General features: G+C 58.4%; 18 protein-coding genes and 1 other RNA gene. 6 read left to right on the top strand and 13 right to left on the bottom strand.

Annotated elements, in window-relative coordinates:
- The 3 genes from ACIPL0_RS20990 to ACIPL0_RS20980 all read left to right on the top strand — a co-directional run bounded on the left by ACIPL0_RS20990 (position 1) and on the right by ACIPL0_RS20980 (position 5,105).
- Positions 1 to 2,223, top strand: coding sequence for an McrB family protein (locus tag ACIPL0_RS20990; RefSeq protein WP_400731589.1), 2,223 nt, complete (start codon positions 1 to 3; stop codon positions 2,221 to 2,223).
- On the top strand, positions 2,223 to 3,362 hold the full coding sequence (mcrC, locus tag ACIPL0_RS20985; RefSeq protein ID WP_400731588.1) for a 5-methylcytosine-specific restriction endonuclease system specificity protein McrC: 1,140 nt from the start codon (positions 2,223 to 2,225) through the stop codon (positions 3,360 to 3,362). Before ACIPL0_RS20990 ends, mcrC begins: the two co-directional genes overlap by 1 nt.
- A 120-nt stretch (positions 3,363 to 3,482) precedes the next feature.
- On the top strand, positions 3,483 to 5,105 hold the full coding sequence (locus tag ACIPL0_RS20980; RefSeq protein ID WP_400731587.1) for a hypothetical protein: 1,623 nt from the start codon (positions 3,483 to 3,485) through the stop codon (positions 5,103 to 5,105).
- A gap of 193 nt (positions 5,106 to 5,298) precedes the next feature.
- Here the strand turns inward: ACIPL0_RS20980 and ACIPL0_RS20975 are convergent, their stop codons facing one another.
- The 6 genes from ACIPL0_RS20975 to ACIPL0_RS20950 form a co-directional block, all read right to left on the bottom strand.
- On the bottom strand, positions 5,299 to 5,481 hold the full coding sequence (locus tag ACIPL0_RS20975) for a hypothetical protein (protein ID WP_400731586.1): 183 nt from the start codon (positions 5,479 to 5,481) through the stop codon (positions 5,299 to 5,301).
- A 9-nt stretch (positions 5,482 to 5,490) separates the two neighbouring features.
- Complete coding sequence (gene radC / locus ACIPL0_RS20970) at positions 5,491 to 5,988, bottom strand: DNA repair protein RadC (protein WP_400731585.1); 498 nt, start codon at positions 5,986 to 5,988, stop codon at positions 5,491 to 5,493.
- Positions 5,960 to 6,910, bottom strand: a complete 951-nt coding sequence (locus ACIPL0_RS20965) for a hydrolase or metal-binding protein (protein ID WP_400731584.1) — start codon at positions 6,908 to 6,910, stop codon at positions 5,960 to 5,962. Before ACIPL0_RS20965 ends, radC begins: the two co-directional genes overlap by 29 nt.
- Positions 6,911 to 7,001: 91 nt before the next feature.
- Positions 7,002 to 8,006: a YqaJ viral recombinase family protein gene (locus ACIPL0_RS20960; protein ID WP_400731583.1), complete on the bottom strand. Its 1,005-nt coding sequence runs from the start codon at positions 8,004 to 8,006 to the stop codon at positions 7,002 to 7,004.
- 79 nt (positions 8,007 to 8,085) lie between these two features.
- Entirely contained in the window at positions 8,086 to 9,054 is a 969-nt protein-coding gene (locus tag ACIPL0_RS20955) for a DUF932 domain-containing protein (RefSeq protein WP_400731582.1), read from the bottom strand.
- A gap of 125 nt (positions 9,055 to 9,179) precedes the next feature.
- Entirely contained in the window at positions 9,180 to 9,509 is a 330-nt protein-coding gene (locus tag ACIPL0_RS20950) for a hypothetical protein (protein WP_400731581.1), read from the bottom strand.
- Positions 9,510 to 9,773: 264 nt separating this feature from the next.
- Here ACIPL0_RS20950 and ACIPL0_RS20945 point away from each other — a divergent pair, with 264 nt between their 5' ends.
- Together ACIPL0_RS20945 and ACIPL0_RS20940 are read left to right on the top strand one after the other, a co-directional pair.
- A complete protein-coding gene (locus tag ACIPL0_RS20945; RefSeq protein WP_400731580.1) occupies positions 9,774 to 11,075 on the top strand; it encodes a dsDNA nuclease domain-containing protein in 1,302 nt (433 codons plus the stop codon).
- A 33-nt stretch (positions 11,076 to 11,108) separates the two neighbouring features.
- The gene (locus ACIPL0_RS20940) at positions 11,109 to 12,839 is read left to right on the top strand and encodes a hypothetical protein (protein ID WP_400731579.1); all 1,731 of its coding nucleotides are present in this window, start codon (positions 11,109 to 11,111) and stop codon (positions 12,837 to 12,839) included.
- 47 nt (positions 12,840 to 12,886) lie between these two features.
- Here the strand turns inward: ACIPL0_RS20940 and ACIPL0_RS20935 are convergent, their stop codons facing one another.
- The 6 genes from ACIPL0_RS20935 to ACIPL0_RS20910 all read right to left on the bottom strand — a co-directional run bounded on the left by ACIPL0_RS20935 (position 12,887) and on the right by ACIPL0_RS20910 (position 21,108).
- Positions 12,887 to 14,143: an integrase domain-containing protein gene (locus ACIPL0_RS20935; protein WP_400731578.1), complete on the bottom strand. Its 1,257-nt coding sequence runs from the start codon at positions 14,141 to 14,143 to the stop codon at positions 12,887 to 12,889.
- 184 nt (positions 14,144 to 14,327) lie between these two features.
- Positions 14,328 to 14,719, bottom strand: a transfer-messenger RNA (tmRNA) gene (gene ssrA / locus ACIPL0_RS20930).
- Positions 14,720 to 14,836: 117 nt separating this feature from the next.
- Positions 14,837 to 15,121: a hypothetical protein gene (locus ACIPL0_RS20925; protein ID WP_400596281.1), complete on the bottom strand. Its 285-nt coding sequence runs from the start codon at positions 15,119 to 15,121 to the stop codon at positions 14,837 to 14,839.
- A 205-nt stretch (positions 15,122 to 15,326) separates the two neighbouring features.
- Complete coding sequence (locus ACIPL0_RS20920) at positions 15,327 to 18,137, bottom strand: FAD-binding and (Fe-S)-binding domain-containing protein (protein ID WP_400596279.1); 2,811 nt, start codon at positions 18,135 to 18,137, stop codon at positions 15,327 to 15,329.
- Between the two features lie 59 nt (positions 18,138 to 18,196).
- Complete coding sequence (gene lldD / locus ACIPL0_RS20915; protein ID WP_400596277.1) at positions 18,197 to 19,342, bottom strand: FMN-dependent L-lactate dehydrogenase LldD; 1,146 nt, start codon at positions 19,340 to 19,342, stop codon at positions 18,197 to 18,199.
- Positions 19,343 to 19,410: 68 nt separating this feature from the next.
- A complete protein-coding gene (locus ACIPL0_RS20910; RefSeq protein WP_400596275.1) occupies positions 19,411 to 21,108 on the bottom strand; it encodes a lactate permease LctP family transporter in 1,698 nt (565 codons plus the stop codon).
- A gap of 406 nt (positions 21,109 to 21,514) precedes the next feature.
- On the opposite strand from ACIPL0_RS20910, the gene ACIPL0_RS20905 reads away from it, so the two are divergent.
- The gene (locus ACIPL0_RS20905) at positions 21,515 to 22,282 is read left to right on the top strand and encodes a GntR family transcriptional regulator (protein WP_400596273.1); all 768 of its coding nucleotides are present in this window, start codon (positions 21,515 to 21,517) and stop codon (positions 22,280 to 22,282) included.
- Positions 22,283 to 22,467: 185 nt separating this feature from the next.
- Here ACIPL0_RS20905 and smpB read toward each other — a convergent pair whose 3' ends face one another.
- A complete protein-coding gene (gene smpB, locus ACIPL0_RS20900) occupies positions 22,468 to 22,950 on the bottom strand; it encodes an SsrA-binding protein SmpB (protein WP_400596271.1) in 483 nt (160 codons plus the stop codon).
- Positions 22,951 to 23,037: the final 87 nt, after the last annotated feature.

Below are 23,037 nucleotides of genomic sequence, written 5' to 3'. Positions count from 1 at the left end.
ATGGACGACAAGAAAAACAGCCCGTCTACCAGTACTACCTGGTTCGTCGGCGCGAGCTACGGCAGCAAAGATGACCAGATGCCACGGTTCCTAGAGAAAGGCATCTGGGAGAATGGCTACGACGATAAACTGCTCGACATGGTCCGCGCTATGCAGCCGGGAGAGCGAATCGCCATCAAGGCGGCCTACACGCGCAAGCATGGTCTGCCCTTCGATAATCGGGACCGTACCGTCTCAGTGATGGGCATCAAGGCGATTGGCACGATCACCGAAAATCTGAATGACGGCAAACGGGTGAAAGTGGATTGGGCTCAAGCCGGGCCCGTACGCGAGTGGTATTTCTACACTCATCGGGGAACAGTCTGGCGCGTTCAGCCTGGTGACTGGATGAACGATGCGCTGATTGCATTCGCGTTTGACGGTGTCCCGCAGGATGTGGATCGCTTTCGCAATGAGCCTTTTTGGCGAGAGCGTTACGGTACGATTTCTCCTGAAAAGCAGCGCTTCGCGTGGACGGACTTCTACGAAGCGGTGGCAGAAAAACTGCTGTCCTACAAAGAGAATCGTACTCCACTCATAGAGAGCATCCACGAGATCGCTTCCCGTGTGCCGGGGCTGACCTATCTTCAAGACAAATTTCCCGATGGAACCAGTGGCCCACTTCAGGATATTTGTCCGTTCACTGCGATGGGCACCTTTAACCGGTCCATGACCGATGCCAACCGCAAGAGCATCGCGGGTGAACTTGCCAAGTTTCTGGGTGTGACGGTGCCAGTGCCGCCTTCATTCGAAGGCATTCCTGTTCTGAACAACCAGCGCTCTTGGTTTTTTTCCTATGCCGACAAGCGTGGCGCTGGTGACATTGATGCCTTGTGGCATGTCTTCGCTGCCGCCAGTAAGTTGGAGGAGAGCGATCAATCGGAAGACAGAGACGCATTCATCCAAGCCTATGATGCTGCTACTCAGGTGTGGGGCGTGGCATGGAATCTTTCAACTGGCCTGTACTGGGCGCATCCCTGGGATTTCTTGACTCTTGATAGTCAGTCACGTCACTACATCAATAAGCGGCTTGGATTGAATATCGAGATCACTGCTCAACAAGGTCCCTGCGATGGGCAGGCTTATCTGAAGCTACTCGACAACTTGCGTTCGCGCTTCAGTGAGGACGACTATCCCGTCCACAGTTTCCCGGACCTCTCGCTTGCGTCCTGGATGTACAAGGATCCGGTCGACGAGTCTGTATCTACTGGCGATGGCGGTAGCACCGCCACAGAAGAGCAGCAAGCTGAGGGGGGCGTTCATGAAGCCTTCCAGGTGGCCGCGCCCATCGTCCCTTACTCAGTGGAAGATATTCTCAAGGAGGGCTGCTTCCTTGATCGGGCCGAAATCGATCTTCTGCTCGACCGCCTACGAACCAAGAAAAATCTAATCCTGCAAGGGCCTCCGGGCACCGGTAAGACTTGGCTGGCCAAGCGACTGGCGTTTGCCTTGATGGGGCAGAAGGACGACAGCAAAGTCCGGGCAGTGCAATTCCACCCGAATCTGTCCTACGAAGATTTTGTGCGTGGCTGGCGCCCAACTGGTGAGGGAAAATTGTCCCTTGCTGATGGGGTGTTCATGGAAGCCATCAAGGCTGCTCGAAAGGAGCCGTCATCTAAGTTCCTCGTCGTGATCGAGGAGATCAACCGTGGCAATCCTGCCCAGATCTTCGGCGAGTTGCTGACGCTGTTAGAGGCAGGGAAACGCACACCCAGCGAGGCGCTTGAGTTGTGTTACCCGGACGCCGATGGCGTGCGACGACCGGTTCATATCCCTGAGAACCTGTACGTAATCGGTACGATGAACATTGCAGACCGTTCGCTGGCACTGGTGGATTTAGCGCTGCGCCGTCGTTTTGCATTCGTCGGACTGGAGCCAAGACTGGGCTCGGTTTGGCGACAGTGGGTGGTCAAGTCGTGCGGCATTGATGAAGCACTGGTAACCGAAATTGAACAACGTATTGCCGATCTGAATGAGCGTATCGTGTCAGATGCTCGGCTTGGGAAGCAGTTCCGTATCGGCCACAGCTATGTAACACCAGTACATCGTGTTGAAGCCGGGGATACCAAAAAATGGTTCCGGCAAGTAGTGGAAACGGAGATTGGTCCGCTGCTGGAAGAGTATTGGTTCGACGCGCCCGATGAAGCACATAAGGCGACTGCGCAGTTGATACAGGGATGGTAATGACTGCCGTTGCAGAGCAGGTAGAAAACTTACCTATAACCCCTGAGGGGTTCATCGGGCGTATTCCGGTGCGTAACCTCTGGCTGCTGATGCTCTATGCCTCTGACCTGTTTCGCACCAGCGGCATCGGCAAGGTCGGCTTGGAAGATAGCCCAGACGAGTTACCGGATTTAGTTGCGGAGATTCTTGCTCATGCGGTTGAGGAGCGACAGCGGCGCAGCTTGAGTCTTGGATATCGATCTCGTAACGCGGTGATCAATCGTGTGCGTGGCCGGATCGATGTGCTGGCTACCGAGCGCCACCAGTTGATGGACAGAGGTCTTGTGGCGTGTCGATTCGATGAACTTACCATCAATACTGCACGAAATCGTTTCGTGCGCGCAGCATTGGAGTCTATCTCCAGAATCGTGAGCAGGAAGGATATTGCACATCGGTGTCGTGCTCTTGCGGCTGGCATGAAGGCGATGGGTGTATCGGGCGACGCGCCGACCCGCGCCCAGATGAGCACCGATCGCTTTAGCCGTAACGATGCGGACGACCGGTTCATGGTGGCGGCCGCAAAGCTGGCATTCGATTTAGTGCTACCTACGGAGGCCTCGGGTACGAATGTGCTCTCCCTGCCAGATCGAGAAGTAACTTGGGTGCGCCGCTTGTTTGAGCAGGCGGTGGGCGGCTTCTACGAGGTTGTGTTGAGCCCGTTCGGCTGGAAGGTGCTGCGCGGCGGCAAGATGAACTGGCAAATCGAGCAGAAGACGACGGGAATCGACAAGATTCTGCCGACGATGCGAACTGACGTCGTGCTCGACCACCCGTCAACCGGGCAGCGGATCGTCATCGATACCAAGTTCACCTCGATTGTGACGAGCGGTTGGTACCGTGAGGAAACTCTGCGCAGTGGATACGTGTACCAGATCTACGCCTATCTGCGCTCTCAGGTTGGGTGCGGCGATGCGCTTGCAGATCGCGCGAGCGGATTGTTGTTGCATCCTGCGATCGGTCAGATGGTCGACGAGACAGTAGTAATCCAGGGGCACAGCATTCGATTCGCTACCGTGGATCTGACGGCGTCGACGGCAGATATTCGCTTACAACTGCTACGGTTCTTTGTCCCGATTAAGTCAATGATGACGAGCCCATGAAAAGCATCCGCTTGATCGACATTGGGCAAGCATCGGCGCATAAAGCTCAAGCACTTATTCTGGGATCGCCTTAAGCTGCGATTCAGTGTGTTGCCCAAAGGCATTAGAGGGAACCTTCCAGTGACTGTCATCACTACCCCCGAATTCTTGAAATGCCGGCAAGCCTGTCATCAGCGTTTGCGCCAAGCGCTGGGGCTGACTGCGCTCGGGCTGCTGATGGTCGCAGCCATGCAGTTGCTCCCTGCGAAACCCATCCTAGCGGTTGTCCAGCAGATCGATCTTCGCTGGCTAATTGCGTTGCTACCAGCCTTTTTGCTGCTGCTTGGGTTACTCGCATGGTGCGTCTTTTTTTTTCACTGGATGCATCTGCGGAGTTATGCGGGGGTAGTCGATTCACTTCAGAAAGCCCTCGCCACCCGTGAACTGTCGACGGCTCGACATGCGCTGGACATCATCCGGAAGCAGGCCGGGCAGAGCCCACTGAACAGAAGTGTGCTGCAGGTACTTCAGCCACAGCTGGAGCAGCACCTAGACGGACTGACCCGGCAGCACCTTCAGCGGCACCTGGCAGTCGATGTGGAAAACGCACGCAGCCAGTACCGGCAGCATCTACAAGCCATCCGTAGCCGGAAACCACTGATCCAGACGGAAACCACTGTGCGCGAAACCCTGCAGCGCCTGCAGCAGCGTTACGAGCAGCTTAGTGACCAGTGGGATGAGGCTTACGAGAAGTTTTCCTGGTGGAACAAGATTAAGTATTCCGATGGCCCAGATTTCAGCGAAATCGACCAGGCCATCAGGCAGCTCAAAAAGATGCATGAACGGTTGAAAGCTGATTACGCCGACGAATTTATCCGCCTCGATAAGCACTTTACTGAGCTCGAGAACCGTGCCGAAGCACGCATCAAGGCTAGCGAGCACGAGATTGAGCAGTTCATTGCCCATGGAGTAACACGGGAGCAGGAGAAGGAACTGCCGCTCAGGGCCGGGTTTATGCTCTCAGCCATGTCGGTACCGTTTTCCCTGTGGGGTGACCTCGCCACCGCTGGCAATATTTACGATGCCCTGCGAAGGGTCAACGGCAACTATGTTGACATGAGTGATGGCGAAATCTGGTTGGAAACCCTGTTTATGCCTGGTGAGAGCCTGGCCGGACTGACCTCGCTAGCAAAGGGGGCCTATTTTGAACAGCTGGTGGCGGCTGATAGCGGCGGTGCTCTGTTCGAACACTTCAATAATCCCGGAACCGATATTGTCATCGACGGAGTGGCTTACCAGCTTAAATCCACTTCCAGTGCCGCCTATGTCAACAGCGTTGACGTCGACATCCCAATCATTGCCACCTCGGAAGTAGCCGAGCAGACCCGTGCGATCGACTCAGGCTTCAGTAATATTGAGTTGGAGCATTCCGTAGACCTCGCACTCGGTGGCTCAGTGATTGACACCAAGGACACCGCCCTTGATGCACTGCTTACTGGCGTCGGCGGGCTCGGTATGTTTGCCACCATCCAGGGTATCAATCATGCTGCAGAACTCTACGAAAACGGCGGCGACGGTGTAGAGTCGCTTTTTGCCGGTGCAGGTGTTGCTATTGAAGGTACCGCGCGTGCGCTGGTTGGTACTGCAGAGCTGGGCTACAAGGTACTCGCCTCAGCCCCCAGCCGTTTTGTCGGCCGCACATTGCTTGCCGGATTGAAAAGGCTCGATGACAAAATGATGGAGGCTGGCTCTAAGTCCGAATGAGTAGCCCCGCCTATGAGCGACCCAATCGGCTAGTAAATGGCGCCAATCAGAATAATGGCAATAGCGATGAGCTTGATGTACGTCACAGAGCGGCACTTCAAGGCGTCGAAACTCATTTCTTGCCTGCAAAAAATAAAACGACTGGTGTCAGTGCGAGCGGCATTCCGCCGCCCGCTCCGGTGCATTGCCATCCTCAGTGAGATTTTTTATCTGTGGTTTGCACTAGTCGGTTAAGGATCCAACACGCAAGTGCTACTGCAGCCAGCAACAGCGGAAAGCGCACCATCAAAATCACTAGCAGTATTATCGTCAGGCAGCCAGCCAGGATCCCGGCAAACATGAGCGCGGCTGCGAACGTGCGTAGCAGTAGCTTCATATCGCCTCCTTACAGGTAGCCCAGTTCTGCCAGTGACACGCAGTCTTCGTCCCCCACCACAATGTGATCGAGCGTGCGCACACCGACGAGATTCAGCGCGTCCTGCAGTTTCGTGGTGAGGTTTCGATCCGCCATGCTGGGCTCAGGGTCACCCGAAGGGTGGTTGTGCACCAGGATCAGGGCGGCGGCGTTGTGCTCCAGGGCGAGCTTCACGACTTCCCTGGGATACACGCTGGCGCCATCGAGAGACCCCCTGAACAGCTCCTCGAACGCAATCACCCGGTGCCGGCTGTCGAGCATGAGCAGGGCGAACACCTCGTGCTCATAATCAGCCAGCAGCGCCTGCAGATGACAGAACACCTCCTTAGGCGACGTCAGGGCGCGTCCCTTGCGTAGGCGCAGACTGGCCAGTTGCTTGGCCATCAGCAGGATGTCGTTTTCCGTCACCGGCGACTCGACCAGGTAGGTGCCGATCGTGTCACTGGCTTTCAGCTTGTGCAGGCGCATGTAGGCCTCCTTGGTCTTGGTCTGTGGGTGGTGTTTGACGAGCAGCCTGTGCATCGAGCTTTTCAGCCAGGCTAGGTTTGGTGGGATTGGGTGGGCAGTGCGTTGCTGCAGCCTGTGCTTCACCTTCGACGTAGAACTCTTCAACGATGGCGCTGGCATCCTCTTCGCTATCTTCGAACGCACCGTTGCCAAAGCCTCGCCTTGCTGCCTCATCCAAAGCGGCTTGATCAAAGCCCGCAGCTTGCCGGCGTGAGTCGAGTTCATTGGCGGTCACCAGTGCTTCAGCCATGTCCATGCCGCCGCGTACCGTCAGGTATGTGTAGAAGATCGGTGTGCCATGGCTTTGGCGAGTCGATTTGCCACGCAGGCGCAGCTCCAACGGCAGACAGGCCAGGCGGTTGCCCGAGATGGCCTGGAAGTAATGCAGGCGAGCAGCTAGGGTGCGGATGCTGTTGAAACCGGTGGTGCGAAACACAAAGCTGCCCAGCGGATCCTCATCGCCAATGACCACGTTCAGTCGGCCATAGGGCTTGCAGGCACCGCCTTTCGCCAGCGGGCAGGCATCGGGTGAAGGACAAGGCATCGACTGCATGCCGTCCTGGGTGACCCGCTTGCAGGTTTCACCGTTGCCCACGCAGACAGGGCGTCCAGACTGTCGATCGAACAGGGTGTAGTCGGCCCGAAAATTCAGCTCGGGTTCGTTGAACAGCAGCCGTACAGGAATGCTGCGCAGCTTGTCGTCCTTGCCCTGACGCAGTTCGTCATTGAGCGGGTGCAGCAGCCAGCCGTCCTTACCCTGTACCTGGGACGTGATCGTGAACTGATCATCCTTCTCCGGCAGGCGCTTGCCGTTCTTTTCGATGACCTTGCCGATGGAAATGCGCCCGAGTACCGGTGGAGTGATTGCCAGACCTTTGAGCATGGTGAGTCTCCTGGAAATGGAAAAAGGCCAGCCACGCAGCGCGAACTGCATGGACTGGCCAAGAGGAGGGAAGGGATGGAAGTGTTGGTTTTCAGCCGACCAGGAAGCGTCGCGCACCTGGTTTGAGCAGTGGGTACTTGGCCTGCAGGTAGGGCTTTTCCTGGAGCAGTTGAGCGACATTTAGGCCGATACTGTCCTTGGTCTTGCGCCAGGAGACGTAGCCGCTGGAAAACTCCGCCCGGCTGGCGTCGCCCATGGCCTGCTGCAGCATCTGCTTGAGCTCGGCCTCGCGCTTTTCCCTGTCGGCAATCGACTGACGAACGGCCTTCAGCTCGATGTATGCAGCAGAGAGTCCTGCATGCTGACTGAAGTCGACGACCTGGCCGTTGTCCTCCGGGTAGAGGCAGCGCAGGGCTGATTCAGCGGAAGCCGTGCCATCGGCTGGCGGTGGCGTATCAGTCTCCACGTGCTGCCAGAACTTTCGCTCCAGCTCGATCAGGCGAGCGATCATCTGCTCGTCCCGCTCGATGCGGTGGATCTCCAAAGTCTGGCCACCCAGCAGTACCGCTACATCCGCCGCCTGCTTGCCGGTGACGGCGAGCTGGTGCATCACCTGCAGCTGCACATACTCAGGCACGCCCTCTTTCCAGAGGCGTGCCCCGTTTATGCCGGCTGTCTTGCATTCGAGGATCTGCACATCGTCGGCCCCGATTACCTCGCGGTCGATGTTGGCCAGCATCCAAGGCAGCTCAGGATCCGGGTGCTGCAGCACGGCATTGATGCGCCGTACCTTGTTCTTTGTGCGCTTGCTGTAGTGCCAGGCCACGATGGGCTCCAGGACGTTGCCCCAGTACATCGGGCTTTCCTCATCATGCGGATCAGCCTTTGGCAGGCCGGCATCGCGGCCGGTCTTCTCCATCCAGAGCTCCAGCTGCGACTTATAGGGGTTGAGGCCAACGGCGGCGGCTGCATCCGAACTGCCGATACCTTGCTTGCGGATCTGCAACCAGTCTTCGCGTGGCAGTTCCTTGGTGCTGACCAGGCGCAGAGCCGGACGGGTTTTGCTGGTGCTGCGATTCAATGAAGTAGCTTTCATAGCGTTCACCTTGCAGAAATAAAAACGCCCGACCTGCAACGACGCGGGTCGGGCGTTATGGGGTGGATTAGGTAAAAGGTCAGGCGACCAGTTGCAGGGCTGTATCCAGAGCGCGTTGCTTGATCTGTGCGCCCTGGCCGAACCAGGCGGAGTCGAGGCGATACTCGGTGCTGCGTGCCCGGCGCTCGTGATCGACGTACTCGGTCACGGCATTGAGCAAGCCCCAGGCGGTCCCGCGAGCCGATTCCAGCTGGCTGCCCCGGCCACGGCTTTCATACAGCTCCTGCACTTTGCGCAGAGCGCGCTCGTTGGGCAGTTGCTCCGGCAAGGCGCCGGTCGGGTTGGTTTCGCACATCACGTTCATAAAGAAGCCCAGCGCCTCATGCCACTGCACCTTGCGTTCAGCCAGGTGGCGCATGCGGTACATGAAGTCATCCCATTGCGAGACGGCGATGCCGAGCTGCTTCTTCACCAGATCGCCGTCAAAGCGGGTGCTGTGCGGCACCTTGATCGCACGGCTGGTGCCGTCAAGGGCGATGGTGAGAGTGTTGTTGCAGACAACACGGATAGTCGTGGGCGTTGCGGTGGTAGCCAGTGTGCCGTCGCAGGAAGTCGCGAGCAGCAGATAGCCATTCACCTGGTCGCTGCCCTTGAGTGCAGCACCTTGGCCGGTACGTGCCAGCGCCCAGAACTTGCGCCCGCCCTTAAGCACGCCAGCGGTTTCCAACTCGTAGCCGGAGACCTCGGTCAGGCCGCGGTAGAACTCCAGCACCTCGCGAGGCTGCACGGTGTGGTAACGCTGCGAAACCACCGACAGCGGTGCCTTTGTGTCCGAGCGGTAGAGCACCTTCTGCTCTGGGAACGAGTGGATCGCGCCCAGATGGCCGATGGCGTCCGACTTGAAGTGCACGGGGCTTTCCAGGATCTGCCAGTCCATGCCGGCTTCACGTTGCCAGACTTCGATGGGCTGTTTCTGCGGCAGGTTGTTACCCAGACCATGCCACGGAGTAGCGCCAACGTAGGCCATTTGTTCGATTTGATGAGCCATGACGAATTTCCTTTGGGTGCATGCCGGCATAAAGCGCCGCGCAGAGCGCAGCACCGGCAATCAGTGAGAGATAAGGGAGAAGGGAGAAGGGAGAAGGGAGAAGGGAGAAGGGAACGGTGGCCTGATCAGGCCGGCAGATTGAAGCGGTGACCGCAGAGCAGGCAGAGGTTGTGGGCCAGGACATGGCGGTCGAGCGATTCGCCAAGCTGAGCGCCGAGCGCACAACCGCCGACGCCGCCGGCCAAGCCGCCGAGGATGGCGCCAGATACTGAGCCGAGTGTGATGCCGACAGGGCCGGCGATTACGCCGAGGGCTGCGCCGGACTTGCCGCCTGCCAGGGCAGCGCTGACGCCACGTGCGAGGCCGCCAACAGCGCCGATGGCCGCGCCGGCTTTCATGGCGTGATGAAAAGAAGCGACTTTGGGTGAGTGACAGCGAGGGCACTGCAATGACATGGGATGATCCTCCTTAGTGCTGATGTCATTGCGGTAATGTGTTGCTGAGATTTTTTCGAGTTAAATCGGCTTAATCGATGGCAATTGATTTTGCTCTCACGACAGCAGTCGACCCAAAGTAGTTGGTCGCAGCGGACTGCTTGACCTGGGCAAACCTTGAAATCTCTGGTGGCGGGCAACTAGCGCGTCTGTTCCTGCCAGCCACGAGTCGTCAGCAATCGGTTTTGAACTGCTGGTCGCGACGGCCCTTCTTGGCCACTCGCATTGCTGACTCCAAAGCATGAGTATCAAGGCAACGGCAAGTTCGCGTTCTTTACAGCCCCCCTGAATGTGACCGATGATGCAAAAATGGAACTGTTGGGGCTGCCATTTTTGGTGGCGATAGCGCATAGGGAGGGTGTCTTGACCACATCGGCTGGCGCCGCAGAGATACTGCTCGTCGCAAACAAACCTGGCTTAACGGAGACTGGCGGAGGCCACGGCGCTAAGGGCGTGGACTTTCAGCGCTGGTGGGCAGTGCTCCGTATGGTGGAAATGGAGCAGGCGAATGAGCCGGATTTTTTGCTTCTTTTTGAGTCCGTGCAGGATGTCACGGAGCTGGACTCAGTAATCTCTCCCGCGCGTGTCCGTGTTTATCAGGTGAAGAAGAAGGATCGTGGAGAGTGGAGCTGGTCTGTACTCACTGGGATATCTTCGCCTCCGAAAAAGATAAGCCTGAAGGCAGCATCGAAGGCGGCAGCACCTTCGTTTACAACGGTCAGTGGCAGCGCACTGGGGAAGCTTCAGCTCAGTCTTGGGGCCTTCGACACACTTCCTGTCGAAGCGTACTTCATCTCAAACGCTGGCTGCGATATCCCCCTTGCTTCCGGAGGAAATGCCGCAACGTCGATGCCTTGCTCGCTGGCAGATTTCGCCCCTGAGCATGTGCATTTATTGACTCAGGCCCTGCATTCGCTTTGTGCACCCGGCTCACCTGCTCCGGATCTAACGAAGCTCAGGTTAAAGAAGGTCGCCATTCACCCCGATGAGCCCAGCAGTCACGTAATCAAGTCGGCTCTGGATTTATTGACGGTGCGCAGCCCCCATCATGCGGGCCAGGCCGCGTCGTTCGTGGAATCTCTTGTAACGAAGATTTCTCCTCTGGGCCGTCATACCGATACTTGCTCAACCTTTGACGACCTTGTGAAGCAGCGTGGGTTCTCAAAACAGGAGTTTATGTCTGCGCTCGGAGCACTGGAGAGCATCCCAGATCACTCTGCCTACTTAAACGACTGGCTCGCGCAATTACAGAAGGAGGGCATGGATTTCATGGTGGTGACTGCTATGCGCGCGGAGGCAGCCCGAGTCGTTCGAGAGCGGCTCACGGGCTCAACACTGTCCGCCGTTCAGCCTCTTCATGATTTCTGTGACTCGTGGCTCGACTCCAATACGCACGGACCTGACCTGCGTCCGTATTTCGAGGCGGCGTTATCAGCGCTGAGAGTGGAGTTCAGCGGCTTTCGCGATGCAGAACTCCTAGCACGCTTTGCGATGAGGGCTATTAAAAAATGCGTGGACCCGAACTGAGACTACTCGTTCGTAGCCTGAGAACTAAGAACTATGAAAAGCTTCCGATTCGAAAACATCTGGCTGCTCTCGCATCGCGACAAGAAAGCAAGGCACGTCAACTTTCACCCGAAGAAGAATCTGTTGAGGGGGAGGAACCACACGGGCAAGACGAGTCTGATTCGGAGCCTCTTTGAGACTCTTGGAGCCAAGCCTCAGGGCAAGCTTGAGGCGTGGGATGAAAGCACAGCCTCCCTCCTCGAATTTTCTATCGATGGTCGTCACTTCTTTGCGCTTCACCAGAATGGACGGCGCGCATTGTTCAATGCCGATCGCGAGATGATTGTTGCGACCTCGAATTTTGGAGAGTGGTCTCAGAGCTTCTGTGAAGTCACTGATTTCAACCTGGTGTTCACCGACAAGAAAGAGTCTGAGATTCGGCCCGCCGACCCTGCATGTTTCTTCTTACCCTTTTATGTAAACCAGGACGGCAGTTGGCAGTCTGAGTGGAACACCTTTGGCGGGCTTAAAAGATTCAGCTCCCCTTGGGGCGCTATTTTGGAGTATTTCACCGGTGTGTGCCCTCCAGAGTACTACCGTGCTAGAGCTGAGAGGGCTCAAGAATCTAAGGTTCTTGAGGAACATCGGCGTGAGTACAAGCTCCTTGAGCGAGCTATAGAGCGATTTAGCCGTACGTTGCCCTTATCTGGGCCCAAGGTCAGCGCCGAAAATTTTGCAGATGAGATTGCACTATTAACCCAGGAGGTCAACGAGCTCAATCAGAAGCAGGAATTGCTACGAAGTGCGGCTGTCCGCGAACAAGATTTGCTGTCGAGTCTGGAGCAACAGATTCGACTGGCCGACGATGCGCTTGCTGCGTATGACCATGATGCGAAGTACTTACGTGCCGAAAACTCTGAGTCGCTGATTTGCCCGACTTGCAAGGCTGAGCACACAAAGTCGTTCCTCGATTTGCTCAATTTCGCCGAGGACGCGCGAGTGCTCCGTGAGCTCGCTGGACGTCTTAGGGATGACGCAAACCAAGTGCGGCATCGATGCGGCACCGCGTTGGCAAAACTGAGCACACTCAACGAAAACTATCAGCGTATATCTAGGCTTTTAGATACGCGCAAAGGAGAACTCAAGTTCCAAGACGTCGTCGGCAGCATGGGCGCAGAGAGTGCTTTCGCTGCCTTCGAGGTTGAGCGCAAGCAGCTGCAAGAGAGCATCGATAAGGCTCTCAGCGCGGTTGACGCCTTGGACGAGAAAATGAAGTCGTTGCGTGCTCCGAAAAGAACGCGAGCGATATTGGATGACTTTAGAACCTTCTATGTGAACGGACGTGTTGCACTGAAGTTACCCTCTGTTGATGCATCGAAGATGAAACTTACCGGTCGCCCGGATCTATCTGGAAGCGGAGGTCCTCGGTCGATTCTCGCCTACTACGCCGCCTTATGGCGAACCTGCCAAGGCGCGACGGGCACGTATGACATACCAGTCGTCATTGACTCACCAAACCAACAAGCTCAGGACGACATCAATCTTCCAGCTGTGCTTCAGTTCATCGCCAAGGAGTTGCCAAAGGACATGCAGCTAATTGTCGGCTTAGAAACCTCAACAGATTTTATTTTCGATAAGGAAATACACCTAGACGTTCAGTACTCGATGTTGCGTGAGGATCAATGGGCAGAGGCCGAGCACATTGTCGAGCCAATGCTCAAGGAAATGTACTCAACGATGAAAGCCGATGCCGATGAGCTGGACGACGAGATGGCAGATCGGTGATTTTATGTCTGGGTTGTTATGTGCTTTGGTCGGCAGCAGACCATCCATCAGCGTATCGAAACGACCTTTCTGTTCCGATTTTCCTTGATAGCTGACATCGAAAGATTGCCGGAAGCTGCTTGCTGGATGTGCTCGCTCCACCAAGCCATCATCGGGCGTCTGCGCTCAATGTAATCCGCTCGGTTGTAGGCGCTGCGAACCTCGTCCTTGTCTACATGGGCAAGCGCTACCTCGATCAGTTCAGGCTCAAAGCCTTGTTCGTTGAGGATGGTGCTGGCCATTGAGCGCATGCCATGACTGACTAGGCGTCCTTCGAAGCCCATGCGTTTCAGCGCCATGTTAGCGGTCTGACTGTTGCAGTGGGTGCGAGGGTTCCGGTCTGCTGGGAAGACGTATTCCCGGTGCCCACTGTAGGGTTTGATTGCTTCCAATAACGCGAGAGCTTGTTCCGTGAGCGGAATGATGTGCGTGCGGCGTTTCTTCATCCGCTCGGCTGGGATCGTCCAGATTTTCTTTTCGAAGTCGATGTCTGCCCAGCGAGTGGTTGCGGCTTCTGCTGGCCGGGTCATGGTGTGAAGTTGCCATTCGATCAGGCAACGGGTCGTTCTTTTTATGCTGGCATTAGCAACTGCCAACATGAGCTCGCTCAACTCATCGGGAGCAAGTGCCGCCATGTTCTTCTTTTTCGGTTTCTTGAAGACGGAGCGAATCCCGCTAAGTGGGTTTGCATGAATCAGTCCTGAGTTGACCCCGTAGGTCATGATCTCGTTGAGTCGCTGTGACAGCCGCTTAACGGTCTCAAGGCTGCCTTTGGTTTCGAGTGGCCGAAGCAGGTTGATGACCTGTGGTGCATTAATGGCTGAGATCGGGGTCGTGCCCAGGTCTTGGAAAACATGCAGCGTCAGTGAGCGCCAGATATCCTCGGCGTAGGCCTGTGTCACGGAGTCTTTTTTCAGCTCATACCAGGCGGTAGCTACGCTCTGGAACGTGTGCTCGGTTGCAGCCTTCTTGGCTCGTCCCGTCGCTTCCCGATGCTCTTTCGGGTCTACTCCCAAGGCAAGCAGCTCTCTCGCTTCAACTGTCATTTTCCTGGCCTGCGCCAGAGAGAGTTCGGGGTAAATGCCAAGCCCCATGTTGATGCGCTTTTTAGTTATGGGGTGGTGGTAATTAAAGTTCCACAGCTTTGAGCCAATGATTCTCACTCGCAATTGAAGGCCGCCGCCATCGCTCAGGACGTAATCCTTATCTCTGGGCTTCGCAGCTTTAATTTTGGCTTCAGATAGACGTGTGCTTTTGGCGCCCATTGGTATTCCAGGAGGAAATTCTGTATTCCTGAAATTAGCATCTGTATGCCTGGAATACCATTAGGAATACAGAAATGCACGGATGCTATTGGACGTCCTAGGACGCTATAAGCGCTGAAAGCCCCGTATTTTCTGGCTTTCAGGCACAAAAAAAGACGTCCGTGGACGTCTTTAGATGCAAATTTGGTGGAGCCGGGGGGATTTGAACCCCCGTCCGCCAGTACTCCGCTTTCGGGCCTACATGCTTAGCCGTGTCTATTAAGTTAACCCTCAGCGACCCGACGGGCAGGGTGCTTTGGGCGAGCTGTGTAAGTTTTAGCCGATTCGTCCACAGCGTACTGCACGGCGATCCTGTTCTGTATGACAATCATTTCGGGTTTACAGGCATCCCCTGATGATTGCTGGAGCCGAAGCTACCAGAAGGAAGGCTAGCGCCGCTTACGCAGCGAGAGCGTATTCCCCGTAGGTTTCGTCATTGGCAACTATAGAAAGTTGCAACAGTGGATTTACGACTTCTGTTACCAAGTCGGCATGCCCCTAGAGTTTCATCACCGGCGTCGAATCCTAATCGGCCCCAATTCTGTGCTCTCAAGAGTCAGGTCGCGGAGTGTACTCCAATCAATGACCTGCGTCGACCTCATGCGCGGCACGGTCTGCGTTGGGCAGGCCGCGCGCGTCATGGCGTAGTCGGGGTCACTTGGCGCCTTCGCTGCCCGAGCCCATGGTTTTCAGCTCTGAAATGGTCTTGGAGGTTTCGGCGATGCATTTCTTGTCATCGCCGGCTTTTTGCGCGGCGTCACCGGCTTTCCAGGAGTTGGCGATTTCTTCCTTTTTCTCCGGGCTGAGGTTGGTGGCGGACGAGGCCTGTGCGTCTTTGAGGATTTGCAGGTTGGTGCCGCACAGGTCATCGGCAGCGAATACCGGGGAACCCAACAGTGCAGCGGTCAGAAACAATCCAGTCAGTGCTGTGCGCTTCATGTGTATCTCCTTAAGCCTGTGGACTCGGTATGGCGGCTCGATGGCGCCGATGGCCGAGATGGAAAGCAAGCGTCCGGTGTGCGGCGCTTAAAGAGATGGACTGTGTGTCATTACAGGGGTTCTATTTATTTTCCGGGTGGTGCGAAAAAGCCATGTTGCAGGATGTGACAGGGAAACGGGGCGATGTCCGCCCCGTGGGTGTGCATCAGGCCGGGCGTGGCGTGGTGACCCTGTCCACCAGATAGACCAGGCCGTGGTAGTCGATGCCGCCGTGGCGGGTCAGGCCGATTTCGCAGGTGCGGCTGGTGGAGATGCCTTCGCTGCAATATTGCACGGCGTCTTTCAGCGTTCTTAATGAGTGCGCGTTCAGTTCCGGGGTGGTGAAGCCTTTGTCGCCGGCGAAGCCGCAGCAGTGAATGCCTTCGGGGATGACCACGTTGACGCTGCACAGCCGCGCCAGTTCGATCAGTGCCTGGCTTTCGCCCAGATGCTGGGTGCTGCAGGTGACGTGGACGGCGATGGCTTCCCGTTGCGGGGTGAACACCAGTTTGTCGAGCAGGTGGGTGCGAATGAAGCGCACCGGGTCGTAGAGGTCCAGGCGGGTGTCTTTCAGGTCCTGCACCAGGCGCAGCGTGCACGGGCTGGTGTCGCAGTAGATCGGGTCGAGGCCACCGCGGCTGGCTTTGGTCAGTGCGGCGAGCAGTTGCTGGCGCTTTTCCTCGGCCTGTTCGTTGTAGCCCTTGGAGGCAAACGGCTGGCCGCAGCAAAGGCTGTCCTGATCGTCGGGGAACACCACTTGATAGCCGGCTTTTTCCAGCAGGCCACGGGTCTTGTCCAGCAGGGACATTTGCTCGTGATCGGTGGCTGCCGGGCCCATCACCCGTGAGACACAGGCGGCCAGATACACCACCCGTGGGCGCTGGTCTTCTACCAGCGGGGTGAAGCGGATGGCGTTCTCGGCCTGAGGCATGGCCGGCGTCCACTGTGGCACGCGGCCTGAGGAGGCTTTGGTCAGCGCGGCCGACAGCTTTTCCAAGCGCGGTGCGCCGAGCAGCATGCGTGCGCCGTTGGCGGCGTGCAGGGTGAAGCGCGCGCCTTTGAGGGCGGTGGTGAAGTGGTGGGCTAGCCAACCGGCGGTCTTGCCGTGTGTGGCGTGCTCGGCACGCAGTTTTTTCACCAGTTCGCCGGTGTTGATGCCGACCGGGCAGCGTTGCGCGCACAGGCCGGTGGCGGCGCAGGTGTCGATACCCTGGTAGTGATAGTCGCGCTCCAGGTCGCGGGTATCGATGCCAGCGCGCTTCTTTGCCTGAATGTCGCGCCACATGACGATGCGCTGGCGCGGGCTCAGGGTCAGGCCTTTCGACGGGCAGACCGGCTCGCAGAAACCGCACTCGATGCATTTGTCGACAATGGTGTCGGCGGCGGGCATCGGCTTCAGGTGTTTGAGGTGAATGTCCGGGTCTTCGCTGAGAACCACGTCCGGATTGAGGATGCCGTTGGGGTCGAGCAGGCGTTTGAGCTTCCACATCAACTGGTAGGCGTCGCTGCCCCATTCCAGCTCGACGAAGGGCGCCATGTTGCGGCCGGTGCCATGTTCGGCCTTGAGCGAGCCGTTGAACTCAACCGCCACCAGTTGCGTGACGTCGTCCATGAACGCCGAATAGCGGGCGATTTCTTCCGGGTCATTGAAGCCTTGGGTGAAGACGAAGTGCAGGTTGCCCTCCAGCGCGTGGCCGAACAGGATCGCTTCGTCGTAGTGGTGCTTGTCGAACAGTTCGATCAGGCGGCGCACGCCGATGGCCAGTTGCTCGACGGGGAAGGTCACGTCTTCGATGATCACCGTGGTGCCGGTTTCGCGCACGGCGCCGACCGCGGGGAAGGTGTCCTTGCGGATCGCCCACAAGCGGGCGTTTTCGCCGGGGTCTTCGGTGAAATCGACCTGCTTCTCCACCGGGAAGTGCGCGATGGAGGCCATGATCTGCGCCAGTTGCTCGTGCAGCAGACCCTGTGTTGCCGCGCGGGCTTCGATCAGCAGCGCACAGGCGTTTTCCGAGAGTTCGCGGACGAAGGGCGGCATGCCCGGCTTGTTTTGCACCGAACGCATGCTGCGCCGGTCGAGCAGTTCGACGGCAGACACTGGCTGGGTTTTCAGTACGGTGACGGCGTTGCAGCAGGTTTCCACATCCGGGAACACAATCAGCGCCGAGGCTTTGTTCGGGTGGTCGGGCACGGTGTCGTAGGTCACCGCGCTGATGAAGCCCAGCGTGCCCTCGGAGCCGACCAGCAGGTGGCTGAGGATGTCCAGCGGTTCGTCGAAATCGACCAGCGCATTGAGTGACAGGCCGGTGGTGTTTTTTAGTCGGTATTTGTGGCGGATCTTCGCGGCCAGTTCGGTGTTGGCGCGGGTTTCACGGCCCAGCTCGGCCAAGCGGTCGAGCAGCTTGCCGTGGGTGGCGCGAAAGGCCGCAACGCTGTTGGCGTCCTCGGTGTCCAGACGCGTGCCGTCAGCCAGCACCAGGCGCATGCCGGCCAGGGTGTGATAGGTGTTCTGAGCCGTGCCGCAGCACATGCCGCTGGAGTTGTTGGCGACGATGCCGCCGATTTTCGCCGCGTTGATCGAGGCGGGATCCGGGCCGATCTTGCGCCCGTAGGGTGCCAGCCAGACGTTGGCCTGGGCGCCGATGACGCCCGGTTGCAGGCGAATCTGCTCACCCTGCTGGCGAATCTCGCGGCCGTTCCAGTTGTCGCCCAGCACCAGCAGCACCGAGTCGCTGATGGCCTGGCCGGACAGGCTGGTGCCGGCGGCGCGGAAGGTCACCGGCACGCGGTCGACCTGGGCCAGTTTGAGCAGGTTGACGACTTCCTCTTCGGACTCGACGCGGATCACCAGCTTGGGAATCAGCCGGTAAAAGCTGGCGTCGGTGCCGAAGGCCAGGGTCGACAACGGGTCGTCGAAACGCCGTTCGGCGGGAATCAGGCGCTTCACATCGGCCAGGAAGGAGGCGGGCAGGCTCATACGGTCTTCCTCACGGGTGCCGCGGCATCTGGCGTGCCGCGTGCGTAACGGTCGGGCGCTTACGCGCCCAGTTCACGGACCAGCGAATCGCGGCTGATTTCGCTGATGGATTTGGCACCGGTCAGGACCATGGCCACGCGCATTTCTTTTTCGAACAGGTCGAGCAGGTTCTTCACGCCGGCTTCGCCGTGGGTGGCGAGGGCATAGATGAAGGCGCGACCGATCAGCACGGTGTCGGCGCCGAGGGCGATCATGCGCACCACGTCCAGGCCGCTGCGGATGCCGGAGTCGGCGAGAATCTTCAGGTCGCCTTTGACCGCGTCGGCAATCGCCGGCAGAGCGCGGGCGCTGGACAGTACGCCATCGAGCTGGCGGCCGCCGTGGTTGGAGACGACGATGCCGTCGGCACCGAATTTCACCGCATCACGGGCGTCATCGGGGTCGAGGATGCCTTTGATGATCATCGGGCCGTCCCAGAATTCGCGAATCCACTCCAGGTCTTTCCAGGAAATCGACGGGTCGAAGTTGTTGCCCAGCCAGCCGATGTAGTCAGCCAGGCCGGTCGGGTTGCCACGATAGGCAGAGATGTTGCCCAGATCGTGCGGGCGACCGTTGACGCCGACGTCCCAGGCCCATTGCGGGTGGGTCATGGCTTGCAGGACGCGACGGGTCGGGCCGTTCTTGCCGCTCATGCCGGAGTGCAGGTCGCGGTAACGGGCGCCGGGGACCGGCATGTCGACGGTGAATACCAGGGTTTTGACCCCAGCAGCCTTGGCCCGCTCCAGCGCGTTGCGCATGAAGCCGCGGTCCTTGAGCACGTACAGCTGGAACCACATCGGGCGGTCGATGGCCGGCGCCACTTCTTCGATCGGGCAGACCGACACGGTCGACAGGGTGAACGGAATGCCTTTGGACGCCGCTGCGCGCGCCGCCTGCACTTCGCCCCGGCGTGCGTACATGCCGCACAGGCCGACCGGGGCCAGCGCCACCGGCATGTTCAGGGTTTCGTTGAACAGCGTGGTCTGCAGGCTCAACTCCGACATGTTTTTCAGGATGCGCTGGCGCAAGGCGATTTCGGCAAGGTCCGAAACGTTGTGGCGCAGGGTGTGCTCGGCGTAGGCGCCGCCGTCGGCGTAGTGGAACAGGAATGGCGGCAGCTTGCGTTGTGCTGCAGCGCGGTAGTCGGTGGAAGCAGAAATGATCATGGAGTCTCGCAACGTCAAGTGAGCGGGGCAGCGGCCGGGCGCGCATGCACGCGCCCGGCGCTCGTCTCTTAGTGAACCAGCATGCCGGTGAACCAGTACGCCTGGGCGTAGGTGATGCAGCCGACAATCGCGGCGAAGAACAGGCTGTGCTTGAGGGTGAAGCGGAACAGGTCCGATTCCTTGCCCACCATGCCGGTGGCGGCACAGGCAACCGCGATCGATTGCGGGGAAATCATCTTGCCGGTCACGCCACCGCTGGAGTTGGCCGCGACGGTCAGCACGTCACTGACGCCCAGTTGGTGGGCGGTGGTGGCTTGCAGCGAGCCGAACAGGGCGTTGGACGAGGTGTCGGAGCCTGTCAGGAACACGCCCAGCCAGCCGAGGAACGGCGAGAAGAACGGGAACGCGGCACCGGTGCCGGCCAACACCAGCGCCAGGGTCGAGGACATGCCCGAATAGTTCATGACGAAGGCGAAGGCCAGCACCATGCCGATGGACACGATGGCCCAGCGCAGTTCGAACAGGGTTTCTTTGAAAGTGGTAAGACCAGTTTTGAAACCGATGCGCAGCACGAACATGGTCAAGATGGCCGACACCAGAATGGCACTGCCGGAGGCGGCCAGAATGTCGAACTTGTAGACGGCCGGCATGGCGGTCGGGTTAGCGACAATCGGCGCGGCTTTCATCACCAGTTGATCCAGGTGCGGCACCGGGAAGTTCAGGGTCAGTGATGCCAGTGCTCCGCCCGGGGCGAACAGCGCCTTGAACGGTTTCAGGGTCCAGATCGTCACGATGACGGTGAGGATCAGGAACGGCGACCAGGCCTTGATGATGGTGCCGCTGGAGTACGGCGATTTTTTCTGGGTGCGCGGCTGGCCGAAACCGCCGGTGCCGCCGCCCATGACCATGGCGCCGCCGGAGGTGCTGGCGACTTGCATGTCGGTGGCGCGCGCCGGTTGCCAGACTTTCAGGAAGAAGGTCAGGGCGACCAGGCTGACCAGTGCCGAGGTGATGTCCGGCAGCTCAGGGCCGATGAAGTTGGAGGTCAGGAACTGCACGATGGCGAAGCTGCCGCCGGCAACCAGTGCAGCTGGCCAGGTTTCCTTGACGCCTTTGACGCCGTCCATCATGAACATCAGCCAGAACGGCACGAACACCGACAGCAGTGGCAGCTGACGACCGGCCATGGCACCGATCTTGAACGCATCGATGCCCGACACCTGGCCGGCGACGATGATCGGAATACCCAGCGCGCCGAAGGCCACCGGTGCGGTGTTGGCGATCAGGCACAGGCCGGCGGCGTACAGCGGGTTCAGACCCAGGCCTACCAACAGCGCTGCGGTGATGGCCACTGGCGCACCGAAACCGGCGGCACCTTCAAGGAATGCACCGAAGCAGAAACCGATCAGCAGCACCTGCAGACGCTGGTCGTCGGTGATCGACATCACCGAACTGCGGATGATTTCGAACTGGCCGCTCTTGACGGTGAGTTTGTAGAGGAACACCGCCGCAATGATGATCCACGCGATCGGCCACAGGCCGTAGAGGAAGCCGTAGATCGCCGAGGCGATGGCCATGTCGGCGGGCATCTGGAAGGCGAAGATCGCGATCACGACCGAGAGAAGCAGGGTAATGGTGCCTGCGATGTGTCCTTTGAGCCGGAACACGGCCAGCGCAAGGAAGAAGAACACGATAGGGATGACTGCAACCAGTGCCGAAAGGCCCAGGCTGCCAAGAGGTGTGTATAGCTGTTGCCAGGTTTGCATGTAGGAGGCCCCTAATTGTTGTGGTTAGGCCCGGTGTCCATGTCTTACGTGCGCGGCTCCTGCAGGTGGCAACGGTTTTCACTGTCGTCCTGCCGGTGCTGACGAACGAGTCGCACAGCTCACCAGCTCAAGCGTTCCGCCGTCGCGAACTGCCTGCGGCGTGTCGTGGTGGATGACCACTAGTCGCCGGCATCGATGGATTGGTAATACCAATTTACAATGTCTGGACGCTAGGTTAAAAGCCTTGGCATTGGTGTGTCAATTTCAGGCCCTACAACTTTTGTAGCACCCTTCCTGTTTTTGTCTTGGATCGGTGATTTGTCCTACATCTGCTGGGTGAATGTCTGATCACAATCAGCGAGAATATGCGCCCCCAAAAACAGCTGGGGATGTGGAGTGAAGGGGTATGGCCTTTGACCAGGTGCGTCAGCGCCGCTTGTCAGACGACATCGTTGAACAGCTTGAGAAGATGATCCTTGAAGGCACGCTGAAGCCGGGCGGGCGCTTGCCTGCCGAACGCGTGCTGGCCGAGCAGTTCGGTGTGTCGCGCCCGTCGCTGCGCGAAGCGATCCAGAAACTGACCGCCAAGGGCCTGTTGGTCAGCCGTCAGGGCGGCGGCAATTATGTGGTCGAAAGCCTGGGTTCGACCTTCAGCGATCCGTTGCTGCATCTGCTGGAAAGCAGTTCTGAAGCACAACGCGATCTGCTGGAGTTCCGTCACACACTCGAAGCGTCATGTGCCTATTACGCGGCGATTCGTGCGACCGATGTCGACCGCACGCGCCTGCGTGAAGCATTCGATGCTCTGCAGGATTGCTACAGCCGGGTGGATGAGGTCAGTCGGGCGGAAGAAGGTGCGGCGGATGCCAATTTCCATCTGGCCATCGCCGAGGCCAGCCACAATGCCGTGTTGCTGCACACCATTCGCGGCCTGTTCGATCTGCTGCGGCGCAACGTGGTGACCAACATCGGCGGTATGTACAAACAGCGCTCGGAAACCCGCGACATGCTGATCAGTCAGCACCGTGAGTTGTATCTGGCGATCATCGAAGGCCGGGCCGAGGATGCCCGTGAGGTGTCCAGCCGCCATCTGCTGTATGTGCAGGAGGTGCTGGAAGAGGTGCGCCAGGAAGTGCAGCGCAAGGCCAGGGCAGAGCGGCGTAACGGTATTTGAGGCGAGTGTCACGTTCCCCCTGTAGGAGCTGGCTTGTCCTGCGACCGGCGGGGAACCCGTCGTAAATCCTGTGCACGCGGTGTACCTGACACTGCCAATGTGCATGGGTGTACGACTGCTGCGCAGTCGGTCGCAGGGCAAGCCAGCTCCTACAGGGGGAGCGTGGAGCAATTCAGAGGACCTGTTTAGTCTTCCTTGCCCTTGTTGCGCACGGCCCGTTGCAGTTCGCGATTGGAGTCGCGTTCCCGCTCGGTGTCCCGCTTGTCGTATTCCTTCTTGCCTTTGCCCAGAGCGATTTCGCACTTGATCAAGTGCTGCTTCCAGTAAAGGGAGAGGGCGACGGCGGTGTAGCCTTTTTGCGCAACGGCGGCGTTGAGTCTTTCGAGCTCGCGCTTGTTGAGCAGCAGTTTACGGGTGCGTGTCGGGTCAGCGATGACGTGGGTGCTGGCAGTCGTCAGCGGTGTGATATGGCTACCCATCAGCCAGGCCTCACCGTCCTTGAGCAGCACGTAACTGTCCACCAGCTGCACCTTGTTGGCACGCAGGCTTTTTACTTCCCAACCGGCCAGGACCAGACCGGCCTCGAACTTGTGTTCGATGAAGTAATCGTGACGCGCCTTTTTATTTTGCGCGATGGTCCCTGTGGGATGTTTCTTGAGCTTGGCCATAGGCGACGCATTATAGGGACCAACGGCGTCGGCGGCTACGGTGAAGCAGCGTGCTTGAGCACATAGTGTGAATCCCGGACAATGCGC

The sequence above is a fragment of the Pseudomonas sp. NPDC090208 genome (assembly GCF_044746785.1).
GTDB lineage: Bacteria > Pseudomonadota > Gammaproteobacteria > Pseudomonadales > Pseudomonadaceae > Aquipseudomonas.
This window is presented reverse-complemented; position numbering and strand designations above follow the sequence as displayed.